13 protein-coding genes and 3 pseudogenes are annotated in these 13,326 nt (G+C 74.2%); 10 read left to right on the top strand and 6 right to left on the bottom strand.

Going from position 1 to position 13,326, the window contains the following annotated elements:
- Positions 1-39: 39 nt before the first annotated feature.
- The 4 genes and pseudogenes from ACFY0I_RS36145 (at position 40) to ACFY0I_RS36130 (ending at position 1,627) form a co-directional block, all read left to right on the top strand.
- Positions 40-183: a hypothetical protein gene (locus ACFY0I_RS36145; RefSeq protein WP_388903819.1), complete on the top strand. Its 144-nt coding sequence runs from the start codon at positions 40-42 to the stop codon at positions 181-183.
- Between the two features lie 178 nt (positions 184-361).
- Positions 362-787 (top strand): hypothetical protein, encoded by a 426-nt coding sequence (locus ACFY0I_RS36140; RefSeq protein WP_388903817.1) that lies wholly within the window; start codon positions 362-364, stop codon positions 785-787.
- A gap of 84 nt (positions 788-871) precedes the next feature.
- Positions 872-997, top strand: a pseudogene (locus ACFY0I_RS36135) (hypothetical protein); the annotation flags it as partial.
- A gap of 105 nt (positions 998-1,102) precedes the next feature.
- Positions 1,103-1,627: a hypothetical protein gene (locus ACFY0I_RS36130; RefSeq protein WP_388903816.1), complete on the top strand. Its 525-nt coding sequence runs from the start codon at positions 1,103-1,105 to the stop codon at positions 1,625-1,627.
- Between the two features lie 42 nt (positions 1,628-1,669).
- On the opposite strand, the gene ACFY0I_RS36125 is transcribed toward ACFY0I_RS36130, so the two are convergent.
- The 4 genes from ACFY0I_RS36125 to ACFY0I_RS36110 all read right to left on the bottom strand — a co-directional run bounded on the left by ACFY0I_RS36125 (position 1,670) and on the right by ACFY0I_RS36110 (position 7,085).
- Positions 1,670-2,206 (bottom strand): GNAT family N-acetyltransferase, encoded by a 537-nt coding sequence (locus ACFY0I_RS36125; protein ID WP_388903814.1) that lies wholly within the window; start codon positions 2,204-2,206, stop codon positions 1,670-1,672.
- 220 nt (positions 2,207-2,426) lie between these two features.
- A complete protein-coding gene (locus tag ACFY0I_RS36120; RefSeq protein WP_388903812.1) occupies positions 2,427-3,020 on the bottom strand; it encodes a flavodoxin family protein in 594 nt (197 codons plus the stop codon).
- A gap of 186 nt (positions 3,021-3,206) precedes the next feature.
- A complete protein-coding gene (locus tag ACFY0I_RS36115) occupies positions 3,207-3,410 on the bottom strand; it encodes a cold-shock protein (protein ID WP_281209045.1) in 204 nt (67 codons plus the stop codon).
- Between the two features lie 159 nt (positions 3,411-3,569).
- The gene (locus tag ACFY0I_RS36110; RefSeq protein ID WP_388903810.1) at positions 3,570-7,085 is read right to left on the bottom strand and encodes a BTAD domain-containing putative transcriptional regulator; all 3,516 of its coding nucleotides are present in this window, start codon (positions 7,083-7,085) and stop codon (positions 3,570-3,572) included.
- A 134-nt stretch (positions 7,086-7,219) separates the two neighbouring features.
- Between ACFY0I_RS36110 and ACFY0I_RS36105 the strand changes: the two genes are divergently transcribed.
- From ACFY0I_RS36105 to ACFY0I_RS36080, 6 genes and pseudogenes are all read left to right on the top strand, one after another.
- Positions 7,220-7,969 carry an SDR family oxidoreductase gene (locus ACFY0I_RS36105; RefSeq protein WP_388903809.1) on the top strand — a complete coding sequence of 250 codons (750 nt, stop codon included), beginning with the start codon at positions 7,220-7,222 and terminating at the stop codon, positions 7,967-7,969.
- 61 nt (positions 7,970-8,030) lie between these two features.
- On the top strand, positions 8,031-8,702 hold the full coding sequence (locus ACFY0I_RS36100; RefSeq protein ID WP_388903808.1) for an NAD(P)H oxidoreductase: 672 nt from the start codon (positions 8,031-8,033) through the stop codon (positions 8,700-8,702).
- An 18-nt stretch (positions 8,703-8,720) separates the two neighbouring features.
- Positions 8,721-9,052, top strand: a pseudogene (locus ACFY0I_RS36095) (TetR-like C-terminal domain-containing protein); the annotation flags it as partial.
- A 3-nt stretch (positions 9,053-9,055) separates the two neighbouring features.
- Positions 9,056-9,943: an alpha/beta fold hydrolase gene (locus tag ACFY0I_RS36090; protein WP_388903807.1), complete on the top strand. Its 888-nt coding sequence runs from the start codon at positions 9,056-9,058 to the stop codon at positions 9,941-9,943.
- A gap of 82 nt (positions 9,944-10,025) precedes the next feature.
- On the top strand, positions 10,026-10,364 hold the full coding sequence (locus ACFY0I_RS36085) for a DoxX family protein (RefSeq protein WP_388903806.1): 339 nt from the start codon (positions 10,026-10,028) through the stop codon (positions 10,362-10,364).
- 76 nt (positions 10,365-10,440) lie between these two features.
- A complete protein-coding gene (locus tag ACFY0I_RS36080) occupies positions 10,441-11,055 on the top strand; it encodes a GNAT family N-acetyltransferase (RefSeq protein ID WP_388903805.1) in 615 nt (204 codons plus the stop codon).
- Positions 11,056-11,482: 427 nt separating this feature from the next.
- Here ACFY0I_RS36080 and ACFY0I_RS36075 read toward each other — a convergent pair whose 3' ends face one another.
- Together ACFY0I_RS36075 and ACFY0I_RS36070 are read right to left on the bottom strand one after the other, a co-directional pair.
- On the bottom strand, positions 11,483-12,925 hold the full coding sequence (locus tag ACFY0I_RS36075) for an MFS transporter (protein ID WP_388903926.1): 1,443 nt from the start codon (positions 12,923-12,925) through the stop codon (positions 11,483-11,485).
- Positions 12,926-13,165: 240 nt separating this feature from the next.
- Positions 13,166-13,326, bottom strand: a pseudogene (locus ACFY0I_RS36070) (2-oxoacid:ferredoxin oxidoreductase subunit beta); the annotation flags it as partial.

The following is a 13,326-nucleotide window of genomic DNA, read 5'->3' as shown; positions in this document are numbered from 1 at the left end:
ATTCGCCCCGGCGGCAGGATCCCCAGGGACGGCGCGTGGGTGGCCCGGCCGGTCCCGGTCGCGGTCGCGGTCGCGGTCGCGGTCGCGGTCGCGGGCATGGTCGTGGCCACGTCCCCGGTCGTGGCCGTGTTCCTGGTCGAGATCGTGATCGTCTTCATGACGCCTCCTGGACGGGATGTGTGATGCGTTGTCCCCAGTTTCCTGCCGCACCGTGCGCCGCACATCCCTCCTGAGGCTCGTCCCGATCACCCGCGAGAGTGGGCCCTCTTCTCCCCCACGAAGGGGATGCCGTCAGTCCAACTCCTGTTTGGTCGGGCATGGTTGGCTATGCAGCAGAATTCGAACAAAGGAAGCCGGCCGCATGGCAGAGAACAGCGTTCCCATCCCTCCGAAGGGCCGCATCGGAGTCACCTACACCGAGATAGCCGCGCACTACGGGATGAGTGCCCGCTACATCTCGGAGAACCCCCGGTGGGGCCGGCACGAGCGGTGGCCCGAGAGCATCGGCAAGCGCGGGCGGAACAAGGAGTTCGATCCGGCGGCCGTCGCCGGCTTCTTCAACGAGCACCACATCCGCGAGACGGCCCCGCTCGACCCCGATCGCCTGTACACCGTCGTCGAGATCGCCGAAGCGGCGAACCTGCAGCCGGACACCGTCAGGTCCGACATCAGTCGCGGCCGGTGGCCCGCTCCCGACCAGTGGTCCGAGGGCGAGACGAAGCTGTGGCGGGGCGACACCGTGCGCGCGCACCTGTCCGCCCGTCGGACCTACCGCAGGGCCGGGTAGCGCCACTCCGGCCTCGGCCGGTCCCAGGCCTGGGTCACGCACCCGCCGAACGTCGCGCCCGGCGCCACGTGGGAATACAGCAACACCAGCACCATCCTCCTCGGGTTGCCGGTCGAGAAGGTGAGCGGGCAGACCCTGGGCGCCTCCGGGACCGGGTGTTCGCACCCTCCGTCGTCCACCGGCGGACATCTCACCTTGAGCGATGCGTGACACACGCGAGGTGACCAACCTGCCACGCCGACACCGTCCGCTGATGCGGGTCCGGCGCATCTGGGGGAGGCTGGGTGTGATCGGTCGCCGGGCGAGGAGGGTGTCGTGGACGTTTCGGTGGACGGCCGCAGGCCGGCCCGCGCGGGCCGGGGCTCGGCACAGGACGGCGCTCGGCACGGAGCACGCCACGGCGTGCGGCACGGATTGCGGATCGCCGGCGTCGCGTGCGCCGCTGCGGCCCTCGTCGCGGGAGTCGTACCGGCCGCCTCCGCGCAGACCACCCCGGCCCCGGATCCCGTCGTGGTCGTCGACTGCTTCGCGCAGGCCCAGGTGCGGCCCGAGGAGTACCTGCTGGCCTGCGGCGACGGGAACAACCGCCTCGTCGACCTGCACTGGGACACCTGGGGCTCGCGCACCGCGACTGCCACCGGCACGGACATGGTCAACGACTGCCGCCCGTACTGCGCGGCGGGCCGTTTCCGCGCGTACCCGGTGACGGTGACCCTCGCCAACCCGGAGCGCTGGCCCGACCACCCCGACCTGGACCGTTTCACGACGCTCCGGCTCCTCTACACCGACAAGGCCCCCCACCCGGTCCCGAAGGACTCGACCTACCGACTGACGTACTGACCCTGCCGCGCGGCGGCCGGTGCCGCCGGGGCGGTGGGACCCTCAGGGGTCGGGCCAGTCCGCGTCGACGTAACCCATCTTCCGGTTCATCGCGATGGCGTTCGTGTTGGCCGGGTGGTGGACCGTGCGGATCCGGTGCACCCCGTACAGTCCGGCGAAGCGCGTGCCGATCGTCTTCATGGCGATGGACAGGCCGCGCCCCCGGTACCCGGACAGGACCCCGGTCATCTCGTTGAAGAGGTGGCCGTCGTGGTGGGACGTCGCGGCCATCCCCACCCAGGTGTCGCCGTCCAGCGCGATGACGATGCCGCGCGGGTCGTGGGAGGGGGTGTCGAAGCGGCGCGCGAGGTACTCGTCGAAGGTGTGGAACGCGCCCCGTTCCGGGATGTCGGCGGAGCACGTCCGGTTCAGTTCGTACAGCGTCCTGCGGTGCGCGGGAGTGTCCGTCAGCTCGTCGAACGTGGTCAGTCGGATGCCTTCGCGGCGGGCCCGCGCCACGTAGGCACCGAAGCGGCGGGGGTCGAAGGTGGTCAGGTCGAGCGCGAGTTTCACCCACTGGGGGTCGGCCGGTATCGACATGGATCCATCCAACCGCGCCGGCTCCGCGATGGGGAGGGCCGGGCGGGCAGTGGGGTCGGGAACGAGGCCAACGGGTCGGCGTGAGTGGCGGAGCAGCGGCGGGGTGGGCGACCGGCACCCGGTACGGGTTCGCCGTACGGGAGGTTCCGCAGGCGCCGCCGCCGGGCGCTCTGCCCCGGGGCGGCGCCTCGTACGACGGTCACGGGCGCGATCCGGGCCGCTACGGCTGCTCGTGGGTGAAGCGCGCGAGGGGCGCCTCGCCCTCGAAGAAGGTCTTGGCGCGGATCATCGCCCGCTCGTCGTCCCGTACCTGGCCGGGCCGCGAGCCGTTGCCGAGGAGGACGCCGCCGAAGCGCATCCGCAGGTAGGCGGCCGTGTTGGTGAGGGTGGTGGCCAGGCCGTCGGCGACGGCCTCGTCGTGGTCCGCCATGGCCGTGACGCCCCACAGGGTGCGGCCCGCCATGCGCTGCTTGAAGTCCAGCTCCGGGACGGCCAGCCAGCCGGACCAGTAGTCGAGGTAGCGCTTGGTCTGCGCGGAGAGGGTGTACCAGTACAGGGGTGAGGCGAGGACTATGTCCGTGGCCCCCAGGGTGGCCCGCCGCAGGGTCTCCTCGTTCTCGCCCACCGTCCAGGCGTCGCCCTCGTGGCGGCCGTCCTGGAAGTCCGGCAACGGGAGTCGGGACAGGTCGACCCACTGCTGCGGGACGTCGGCGGGCAGTTGGCCGGCGGCCGTACGGGCGAGGATCTCGCTGTTGCCGTCGGGGCGGGAACTGCCGAGGACGAAGAGGAACGAGCGGGCGGCATCGGTGGTCATGTCTGCTCCGGTGAGGGCCGATCGGTTGCGGTCGACGCCTCCAACCCCGTTGCCCGCCGGAGATATTCCGGCGCGCCGGCCGATCCGTCAGGTCCGCCCGGGTGCTTCGGGGCCGCCGGATGCGCGGGCCGCACCCCTTCGGGCAGTGGGTCGGGTCCGCCGCCCGGCGGGCCCGACCCGGTCGACTCAGAGCGGGCGGACCTGTTCGGCCTGCGGGCCCTTGGGGCCCTGCGAAGTGCTGAACTCGACCCGCTGGTTCTCGTCCAGCGAGCGGTAACCCGAGGAGTCGATCGCGGAGAAGTGCACGAAGACGTCGGCGGTGCCGTCGTCCGGGGCGATGAACCCGAACCCCTTCTCCGCGTTGAACCACTTCACAGTCCCCTGAGCCATGCCGTGCCTTCCGTTCGTCAGGGCCTCGCGCTGTCGTCGCGTCCGGCTCCCGCGATCATTACTCCCCAGCCGTCGGCCGGTAAAACGGCCCCTTTTCCGGCAGGCCGGGAGCGGTCGCCGGCGTGGCGGGAACACGCTGTTCGCCCTATCCGGCCGAGGTCAGGGGCCGGACGTGGCCCCGTACTCGGCGAGGCGGTCGTACGCCGTTTCCGGGACGTGCCCCGCGCCGTGCAGGAACGCGCGGTCGAAGGCGGCCGGGCCGAGGGCGGCTCGGGCGGTGGCGGTGACGCGATCGGCGTCGGCGCGTTCGGCGGGCGGGAGCGGGGCTCCGGCCCGGCGGCGGGCGGCGTCGGCGGAGCCGAGGAGCGCGGCGGCAGCGGCGGTCCGGCCCGCCCGCGCCAGGGCCGCGGCGAGTCCTTCGAGGGCCAGGGCGAGGGCGCGCGGGTCCCCGGTGGTGGTGGCCGTGGCGAGGCCGGCCTCCTGGAGGGCGAGGGCCCCGGCGACGTCGCCGCGCAGTTCGGCGCAGTAGCCCAGTTCGGCCAGGACCAGGGCGTTCGCCCCGTCGAGGCCGACCGAGCGGTGCCAGTCCAGGACGCGCCGCAGGTGGGTCTCGGCGGCACGGAGGTCGCCCGCGCGGCGGGCGCCGAGGCCGAGGCCGAGGACGGCGTTGATCTCCCCGGCCTGGAAGCCCTGTTCGGCGGCCAGTCGGCGGGAGCGCTCGTGCAGGTCCTGCGCGGCCTCGAGGTCGCCGGTCAGCAGGGCGCCGCGGCCGAGGCCGGAGAGCAGGTCGGCGGCCTGGGTGGTCAGGCCGAGGCGTTCGGCGGTGTCCAGGGCCTCGTGGCGCAGACGGGTCGCCTCGGGGTAGTCGCCGTGGATCTCGGCGAGGGTGGCGAGCGGGTAGACCGTCCCGAGCAGGGCGGCGGCGTCGCCGGTCGCGGTGAACAGAGCGGCGCTGCGGGCGCCGTCGAGGCGGGCGCCGTCGAGGTCGCCCCTCAGCAGCCGTTGGGCGGAGCGGTCGGCGAGGGCGGCCGCCGTTCCCCAGTCGTCGTGGGCGGCCGTGAACCCTTCCAGGGCCAGGGCGGTGAGGTCGTGGCCCTGGGTGAAGTCGCCGGTGACGCAGAGGGCGTGGGCGAGGAACCAGCGGCTCCGGGCCAGGTCGTGTTCCGTGGCGACGGCCTCGTGGGCGCGCAGGGCGTCGTGGATGCGGTCCGTCCGGTCCGCCCCCTCCCCCGCCATGATCGCGAATCCGGTACGCAGTACCTCGACGCGGGCGCGCAGCGCGGGCGCCGCCGCGGCCGGGGCGGCGACGAGGGCGGCTTCGAGGGAGCGGCGCCCTTCGCCGAGGCGGCCGCGCAGGACCCAGTACCAGGACAGGGCGACGACCAGGCGCAGGGCGGCATCGGCGGGTGCCGCCCCGGTCGTGGGACCGGCCGTGTCGGTGGTGAGGGCGTGCGCGAGGGCGGCGCGGAGGTTGGCGGCCTCGGTGTCGAGGCGCTCCAGCCAGGTCTGCTGGTCGGCGGTGCGCAGTCGGGGCGCGGCGCTCTCGGCCAGGGCGAGGTGGTGGGTGAGGTGGCGGGTGCGGGCGGACGGCGTCTCGGCGGCCTCGTCGAGGCGTTCGGCGCAGTACGCGGCGACCGATTCGAGCAGCCGGTAGCGGGGGCCGGCCGGGGTGTGGGTGAGGGTGAGCAGGGAGCGGTCGACGAGGCGGGCCAGCAGGTCGAGGACGTCGGCGGCTTCGATGCTGTCGGCGGCTTCGGCCCCGTCGCCCGCGCAGACCTCCTCGGCGGCTCGGAGGGTGCAGCCTTCGGCGTGCACGCACAGGCGGCGCAGTACGGACCGTTCGGCGGCGCCGAGCAGGTCCCAGCTCCAGTCGATGACGGCGCGCAGGGTCTGCTGGCGGGCGGGCGCGCCGCGCCTGCCGGAGCTGAGCAGGCGGAACCGGTCGTCGAGGCGGTCGAGGACGCCTCGGGTGCCCAGGGCTCGGACCCGGGTCGCGGCGAGTTCCAGGGCGAGCGGGATGCCGTCGAGGCGTCGGCAGATGGCCTCGACGGTGTCCCGGTCGTCGGGGTGGAGGACGAGGCCGGGCGCGCCGGCGGTGGCGCGAGCCGTGAACAGCTCGACGGACGAGGCGAGTTCGAGGGTGGGCACGGTCCACAGGGTTTCGCCGGCGAGGGCGAGGGGTTCCTGGCTGGTCGTCAGGACGCTCAGCCCGGGGGCGGTGCGCAGGAGCAGTTCGGTGAGGGCGGCGACCTCGTCGGCGAGGTGTTCGCAGTTGTCGAGCACGAGGAGCAGTTCGCGGTCCCGCAGGGTGGCGGCGAGGCGCCGGCCGGGGGTGAGGCGCTGCTGGTCCGGCGCGGGTATGCCCCACACGGCGTCGTCGCGGATGCCGAGGGCGGTGGCGACGGCTTCGGCGACCTCGGTGGTGTGCGGGCCCCCGGAGTGGGGCGAGCGGGCGGCGGCCGCGAGTTCGACCAGCCAGACCCCGTCGCGGAAGGCCGTCTCCAGGCCGGTGGCGGACTCGACGGCGAGGCGGGTCTTGCCCACCCCGCCGGGGCCGGTGAGGGTGACCAGGCGGCGGGTGGCGACGAGTTCGCGTACGGCGGCCACCGCCTGCTCACGGCCGAGGAGCGGGGTGAGCGCGGCGGGCAGGTTGGTGCGGGCGGGGTCGGGGGCGGTACGTGCGGGGGCGGTACGGCCGGGCAGCCCGGCGGGGAACTCGGCGGAGGGGCCCGCGAACGGGCCGGGTGCGGGGCCCACCGTCCGGAACTCCGCGAACGGGTCGGGTGCCGAGCCCACCGTCCGGAATCCCGTGAGCGGGTCGGGTGCCGAGCCCGCGCCCTGGAACCCCGCGAACGCCCCGGACGCGGCCATCGCCGTGGCCCCGGGCGGGGGTCCAGCCGTGGCGGCGGGCCTCGTCGGCCGGGCCGTGAGGCCGGGGTCCTGGGTCAGGATGGCTTGGCGGAGCTCGGCCAGCGCGGGGCCTGGGTCGAGGCCGAGTTCGTCCGCGAGCCGGGCGCGCAGGTCCTCGTACCCGGCGAGCGCCTCGCTCTGCCGGCCCGCGCCGTACAGGGCGCGCAGGTGGGCGGCCCGCAACCGTTCGCGCAGGGGGTGACGGGCGACGAGCTCGGCGAGTTCCCCGACCAGCTCGGCGTGTTCGCCGAGGGCGAGGCGGGCCTCGGCCCGTTCCTCCCGTACCAGGAGGCGCTCCTCCTCCAGCCGGTCGGCGGCGGCCCGGGTGAAGGTCTCCGCCTCGAAGCCGGCGAAGGCGGGGCCGCGCCAGACGGCGAGGGCGTCGGCGAACAGCGCGGCGCGTACGGAGGGTTCGGTGGCGGCGCGGGCGCGGCCCGCGAGGGCGGTGAAGGCGGCGGCGTCGAGGGTGGTGTCACCGGTGCGCAGGACGTAGCCGGGTGCCTGGGACTCGATCAGCGCACGCGCCCCCGGTTCGGCTTCGTCGAGGGCCCGGCGCAGTTGGGAGACCTTCGCCTGGAGCGCCCGGGTGGGGTTGGCGGGGAGTTCCTCGCCCCACAGGTCGTCGATCAGGCGGTGGCCGGCGACGGGTCGGCCCGCGTCGACGAGGAGGGAGGCGAGCAGGGTCCGCACCTTCAGCTCGGGCACCCGTACGGGTGTTCCGTCGGCCGTCCAGACACCCAGCTGTCCCAGCACCCCGAATCGCATGTGATCACCGTAACCCGGCCCCGAACAGGGCCGTAACGGGATCCGAACCGGATCCGAGCCGACCGCTCGCAGTCTTCTTCCTGTCGGAGCCGCGAGGGCGCCGGCGGCAGAACACGTACGAGAAGGAGAACGTCATGGGCAAGCTCGACGGCAGGACGGCACTGGTGACCGGTTCGAGTCGGGGCATCGGTCGGAGCATCGCACTGGCACTGGCGGCGCAGGGCGCACGGGTCGCCGTCCACTACGCGGGGAACGAGGCCGCCGCGAAGGAGACCGTGAACACGATCGAGGCGGCGGGCGGGCAGGCGTTCGCGATCCGCGCCGAGCTGGGGCTGCCGGGCGACGCCGAGGCCCTGTGGGCGGCCTTCGACGAGCACGCCGACGGGGTGGACATCCTGGTGAACAACGCGGGCGTCGCAGGTCCGGGGCTGATCGACGAGGTGTCGGAGGCCGACTACGACAAGGTGTTCGCGGTCAACGCCAAGGCGCCGTTCTTCATCATCCAAAAGGGCCTGGCCCGACTGCGGGACGGCGGCCGCATCGTCAACGTCTCGTCGGGCGTCACGAAGGTGGCCTTCCCCGGCATGACCTCGTACGCGGCCAGCAAGGGCGCGGTGGAGGTGCTCACGCTGACCCTGGCCCAGACGCTGGGCGGGCGCGGGATCACCGTCAACGCGGTGTCGCCGGGGACGATCGAGACCGACATCCACCCGTGGATGGCCGACCCGGCCGCCAAGGCGCACGCGGCGGGCTTCTCCGTCTTCGACCGGGTCGGGCAGCCGGACGACGTCGCCGACGTGGTCGCCTTCCTCGCGACGGACGACGCCCGCTGGGTGACCGGCCAGAACATCGACGTCAGCGGGGGCTCGGGGCTGGGCATCTGACGCCCCGTCCCGCCCTCCTGCTCCCCCGCTCCCCTTCCTCTCCCCTCCCTGGAGGTCTGCCGTGTCCCGGACCCTGCTCGTCCTCGCCCACCCCCGCAGCGATTCCCTCACGGCGCAGGTGGCGGAGCGCATCCGGCTCCGCCGGCAGGCGGAGGGGGTCACGGTGGACCTCCTGGACCTGTACGCGGAGGGCTTCGACCCGCGGCTGACGCCGGTCGACGAACCGGACTGGCAGGACCGGGAGAAGCGGTACTCCCCCGAGGTGCACGCCCACATGCGGCGCGTCGAGGAGGCGGACGAGGTGGTGGTGGTCTTCCCGGTGTGGTGGTTCGCGCCCCCGGCCGTGGTGAAGGGCTGGATCGACCGGGTGTGGAACTACGGCTTCGCGTACGGGAGGAGCACGCCGAGGCTCCGCGGCAAGCGGATGCTGTGGCTCGGGCTGGCCGGTGGCCCGGCCTCCGAGTACGAGGACTCCGGCCTCGGCGCCGCCCTCGAACTCCAACTCCGGGTGGGGGTCTCGGAGTTCTGCGGGGTGGAGGGGGCGCAGGTGCGGCTGCTGCACGGCACGGAATTCTCGGGGGTCCCGCAGGCGCTCCGACCGGAGCGGGCCGGCGAGGTCTTCGCCGCCGCCGATGCCGCGGTGACGGCGTACGACGCGGCGGCGGCGCACGACGGGGTGGCCGCCCACGACGCGGTGACACCGGCCGCCGCGGCGGTGCCGAGCGGGATATGACGTTGCCCCCACTTCCTATTCGCCGACGCCTACCGGGCGTCGGCCTGGAGCACCCCGGCCGCTACGCGGCGACGCAGATGCGGTTCGACCCGGACGAGGTGGCGGGCTCCAAGGGCCTCGCCCGCAGCGTGGAGCTGACGTACGGCATGCTGCGCGGCTACGGACTGACCGAACCGGACCTGACCGATGCGGGGCGGCTCCTGCGCAGCACCTTCCACGGCTACGTCCATCTGGAACTCAGCGGCGGTTTCGGGCACTCCCGCGAGGTGCGCCACTCCTGGGCGCGCTCGCTCGACGCACTGCACGTCCTGCTGGACAACTGGCCGCCGCGGCCCGACGGGAGCGACTGACCGATGAACACGACAACCTCCACGAAGGGCACCACGGGTGCGACGCCCGCGAAGGGGACGAGCCCCACGACCGGCACCCTCGCCGTACCCGGCGCCACCCTGTACCACGAGCGCCGGGGAAGCGGCCCGGTACTGCTGCTGATTCCGGGCGGCGGGGCGGACGCCGGACTGTACGCGGGGATGGCCGGGGACCTCGCCGCAAGCGGGTACACGGTGGTGTCCTTCGATCCGCGCGGCCAGTCCCGCAGCCCCCTCGACGGGCCCGCCACCGACCATCGGCCGGCGCACTGGGCGGACGACGCGTACCGGCTGCTCGAACTGCACTCCCCGCACGAGCCGGCGTACGTCCTCGGTTGCAGTGCGGGGGCCGTCGCCGCGCTGGAGCTGCTGGCCCGTCATCCGGAGCGGGTGCGCCGGGTGGTGGCGCACGAGCCGCCGCTGGTGGAGGTGCTGGAGGACCCCGCGCCGCGCCGGGCCCTGTTCCGCGAGGTGCGCGAGGTGTTCCGGGCGCGGGGAGCGGCGGCGGCGATGGCCCACCTCGGTGCGGGACTCGGTGAGGGACCGGACCGGGAGGCGACCGAACTGCCGCCCGAGGTACAGGAGATGGCGCCGCGGATGTACGGCAACCTGCCGGTGTTCCTGGAGCACGTCCTGTGCCCGTTCACGTCGAGCGTGCCGGACGTGGCGGCGCTACGGAACGCCGCGGACCGGCTGGTGTGGGCAGCCGGGCGGGATTCGCGCGCGATGCCTGCCCTGTACGGGCCGGCCCTGAGGCTGGCGGAGCTGACCGGGGCGCCCTTCGCGGAGTTCCCGGGCGGACACGTCGGTTGCACCGAGCACCCGGGGGAGTTCGCCGCGCTGCTGTTGGCGGAACTCGCGCGGGAAGAATAGTTCCGGGCGGCTGTCACATCCGTTCCGGGCGGCGGGTCATAGGGGTGTCCAGCACAGCAAGCCCGCCGCCGAGGAGCCCCCGATGTCCACCACCGCCACCGTCTTCACCCTGATCGCCGCCTTCATGGCCGGCTTCTCCGGCGCCTCGATCTTCTTCGGCGCCAAGTTCACCGTCGAACCCCTCGCCGCGTACGGCGTCCCGCGCGGCTGGTGGAACTGGCTCGGCGCCGCCAAGCTGGCCGGGGCCGCCGGCCTCGTCGTGGGCCTGTTCGTCCCCGGCGTCGGTGTCGCCGCCGCCATCGGCCTCGTCCTGTACTTCAGCGGCGCCGTCGTCACCGTCCTGCGCGCCCGCTCGTACGCCCACGTCGCCTTCCCCATGATCTACGCCGCCCCCGCCGTCGCCGTCCTCGCCCTGATCTGACCGGCGGTCGCGGCGGGGCGGTTCGAAGCGGGCCCCCGTCCCACTCCTCAAGATCATCGGGTGCAGAATGACCCGTATGGCGATGACAAACGTGCCGAAAACGGCAACCCTCGAGGACACGTCCTCGATCAGCCGCACCCTGACCCGGGCCTTCGACGACGACCCGATGATGCGCTGGTTCTTCCCCGACGACGCCGCGCGGGAGACGGCGCTGGGCCGCTACTTCGCCACTCTGTTCACCCGGCAGTACGTCCACCACGGCGTGTGCGAGCGCACCGGGGCGGCGGCCGCGTTCTGGGTGGCGCCGGAGGCCCAGGCCAAGGCCGTGCCCGACGCGGACACCGTGCGGGAGCTCCAGGACATCCTCGGCGACCGGGCCGAACTGTTCGGGGCGGCCGTCGAAACGGCCGCCGGGCACGCTCCCGGGGAGCCGCACTGGTCCCTGTCGCTGATCGGAGCCGACCCGGCCGCCCAAGGCCGGGGCCACGGAGCCGCCCTGCTGCGCTCGGGCCTCGCCCGGGCCGACGCCTCGGGCCTCCCGGCCTACCTGGAGTCCTCCAAGCCGTCGAACCTGCCCTTCTACGAGCACTTCGGCTTCACGGTCCGCGAGGAGATCCACCTGCCCGGCGGCGGCCCCACCCTGTGGAGCATGTGGCGCGAACCCCACCGGCCGGCCGGCCGGCCCGGCTGAGACGACTCACCGACCCGCCGAACGGCCTCCGGCCCCGGCCCCGGCCCCGGCACCGGCACTGGCACTGGCACCGGTAGGTCGAGGCCGCAGCCTGGCGTACGTCACGCTCGCCTGACCCCTGCGGCGCTGGACCCGGGCGAAGCCCCCCACCCGGACCGGCTCACGCAGGAGGTCGAGGAATGCGCCACCGCTCCGGAGCAGGCGCGAGCCGCCCTCGGTGAGGCGGCCGGTCGTATCGCCGCCGGGTACGAGTGGGACCGGCGGAAGTCGCCGCCTGACAGGGCGTCGGCCAGGGCGGCGGAGCGGATCGATGGGGCTCTCGGCGCGTGCCGGCGCCCCGGCCTGACGGCGCTCGGTGCGAGGCCGTCATGTCGGGGTGTCGCCGGGTGGGTGGGCCGGATCGTGGTGGGGCCCCCTTCGCGCGGGTCTACTGTTCCGGGCTGCCGATCGGCGGGATGTGGCGGAGGAGGGCGGTCACCGCGAGGGCCGTCACGAGGGCCAGGGCGGCGCTGACCAGGGATGCCGTGTGGAAGCCGGTGGTGAAGGAGTCCCGGGCCACGGTCAGCAGATCGGAGCCGAGGCCGTCGGGAAGGTGCGCGGCCGCGTCCGTCGCGCCGCCGATGGTGTCGCGGGCCGAGGTGAGGGCGTCGGCGGGGAGGCCGGACGGGGCGGTGGCGGTGACCTCGTCGCGGTAGACGGCCACCGCGACGCTGCCGGTGCCGGCGATGCCGAGGGCCAGGCCGAGGTCGTAGGCGGTCTGCCCGGTCGCCGCGGCCGAACCGGCCTTCTCCGCCGGGGCCGAGCCCACGGCGAGCGCGGTGCCGAGCACGCTGATCGGGGCGATGCCGAACATGACGAGCGCGAGGCCCAGGGAGACGGCCGGCACGCCGGCCTGCGTGGCCAGCCAGAAGCCGGGGAGGGTGACGGCCAGGCCGCCGAGGATCACGTACGCGGGGCGGGTGCGGCGGGCGAGCACCGGGGTGAGCTGGGAGCCGAGGACGAGGCCGGCCGCGCCGGGCAGCAGCCACAGGCCCGCCGCGAGCGGGGACAGGTCGCCGATGGCGAGGAGGTACTGGGGGACGAGGTACTCGATGCCGTTCAGCGCCATCATGCCGAGCAGCAGCGTCAACAGGGCTCCGGTGAAGGCGCGGTGGGTGAACAGGCGCAGGTCGAGGAGCGGGGCGGCCAGCCGGTTCTGGCGGCGGACGAAGAGGACGGCGAAGACCGCGCCGACCACGATGGCCGCCAGGTGCGGGGCGCGCGGTCCGAACTCGGCGAGCTTCTTGACGCCGTACACGACGGGGAGGATCGCGAGGAGGAACAGGGCGGCGCTGGGCAGGTCGATGCGGCCGGCGGCCGGGTCCCGGTACTCGGGGAGCAGCAGGGGCGCCAGCAGGACGACGGGGACCATGACCGGGACTCCGAGGAGGAACACCGAGCCCCACCAGAAGGAGTCCAGCAGGACCCCGCCGACGACGGGGCCGATCGCGATCCCGACCGAGAGGGCGGTGACCCACATGGCGATGGCCGTGGCCCGCTGGCGGGCGTCGGTGAACATGTGGGTGATCAGGGCGAGGGTCGACGGGAGCACGGCGGCTCCCGCCACGCCCAGCAGGGCCCGGGCCGCGATGAGGGTCTGCGGGTCGGGGGCGTAGGCGGCGAGCAGCGAAGCGGCGATGACGCCGGCCGAGCCGGCGAGCAGCAGCTTGCGGCGTCCGACGCGGTCGCCGAGCGTGCCCATGATCACCAGGAACCCGGCGGTCATGAACCCGTACATGTCGGTGGTCCAGAGCAGTTGGCTGCTGGAGGGGTGCAGGTCGGCGGTCAGGTACGGGGTGGCCAGCCACAGGACGCCCAGGTCGGCGGTCATCAGGGCGACGGGGAGGAGGAGTACGGCCAGGCCCAGCCACTGGCGGGGGCCGGCCTTCGCCGTCAGAGGTCGGGGGGCCTCGGGGGCGTGCGGTGAGTCGGGGGAGGCGGGTGAGGTGGTCGTCGGCGTCATGGGAGCACTGTGCGAGCGCGTGCTTCGGGTTCGGTTCGGATGCGGTTGCGGTCCTGTTCCGACGCCCTCCCCGCCGCGCACTCCCCCCGCCGCGTACTCGCCCCGGCGCTACCCCCCGGTGACGGTCCAGGCGTCCTGGCCGGTCAGGAGGGCGTTCAGGTCCCCCTTCCCGTACTGGTCGACGGCGGTGTCGAGTTGCTCGGCCATGAGGGTGTCGTAGACGGGGCGTGGGGTGCTGCGCAGGACGCCGATGGGGGTGTGGTGGAGGG

Source organism: Streptomyces sp. NPDC001568 (genome assembly GCF_042893755.1).
Classification (GTDB): Bacteria; Actinomycetota; Actinomycetes; order Streptomycetales; family Streptomycetaceae; genus Streptomyces.
This window is presented reverse-complemented; position numbering and strand designations above follow the sequence as displayed.

Coding starts and splice junctions, on each gene's coding strand:
- ACFY0I_RS36140 (WP_388903817.1), top strand. CDS start 362: ATGGCAGAGAACAGCGTTCCCATCCCTCCGAAGGGCCGCATCGGAGTC.
- ACFY0I_RS36125 (WP_388903814.1), bottom strand. CDS start 2,206: ATGTCGATACCGGCCGACCCCCAGTGGGTGAAACTCGCGCTCGACCTG.
- ACFY0I_RS36120 (WP_388903812.1), bottom strand. CDS start 3,020: ATGACCACCGATGCCGCCCGCTCGTTCCTCTTCGTCCTCGGCAGTTCC.
- ACFY0I_RS36115 (WP_281209045.1), bottom strand. CDS start 3,410: ATGGCTCAGGGGACTGTGAAGTGGTTCAACGCGGAGAAGGGGTTCGGG.
- ACFY0I_RS36110 (WP_388903810.1), bottom strand. CDS start 7,085: ATGCGATTCGGGGTGCTGGGACAGCTGGGTGTCTGGACGGCCGACGGA.
- ACFY0I_RS36105 (WP_388903809.1), top strand. CDS start 7,220: ATGGGCAAGCTCGACGGCAGGACGGCACTGGTGACCGGTTCGAGTCGG.
- ACFY0I_RS36090 (WP_388903807.1), top strand. CDS start 9,056: ATGAACACGACAACCTCCACGAAGGGCACCACGGGTGCGACGCCCGCG.
- ACFY0I_RS36085 (WP_388903806.1), top strand. CDS start 10,026: ATGTCCACCACCGCCACCGTCTTCACCCTGATCGCCGCCTTCATGGCC.
- ACFY0I_RS36080 (WP_388903805.1), top strand. CDS start 10,441: ATGGCGATGACAAACGTGCCGAAAACGGCAACCCTCGAGGACACGTCC.
- ACFY0I_RS36075 (WP_388903926.1), bottom strand. CDS start 12,925: ATGACCGCCGACCTGGGCGTCCTGTGGCTGGCCACCCCGTACCTGACC.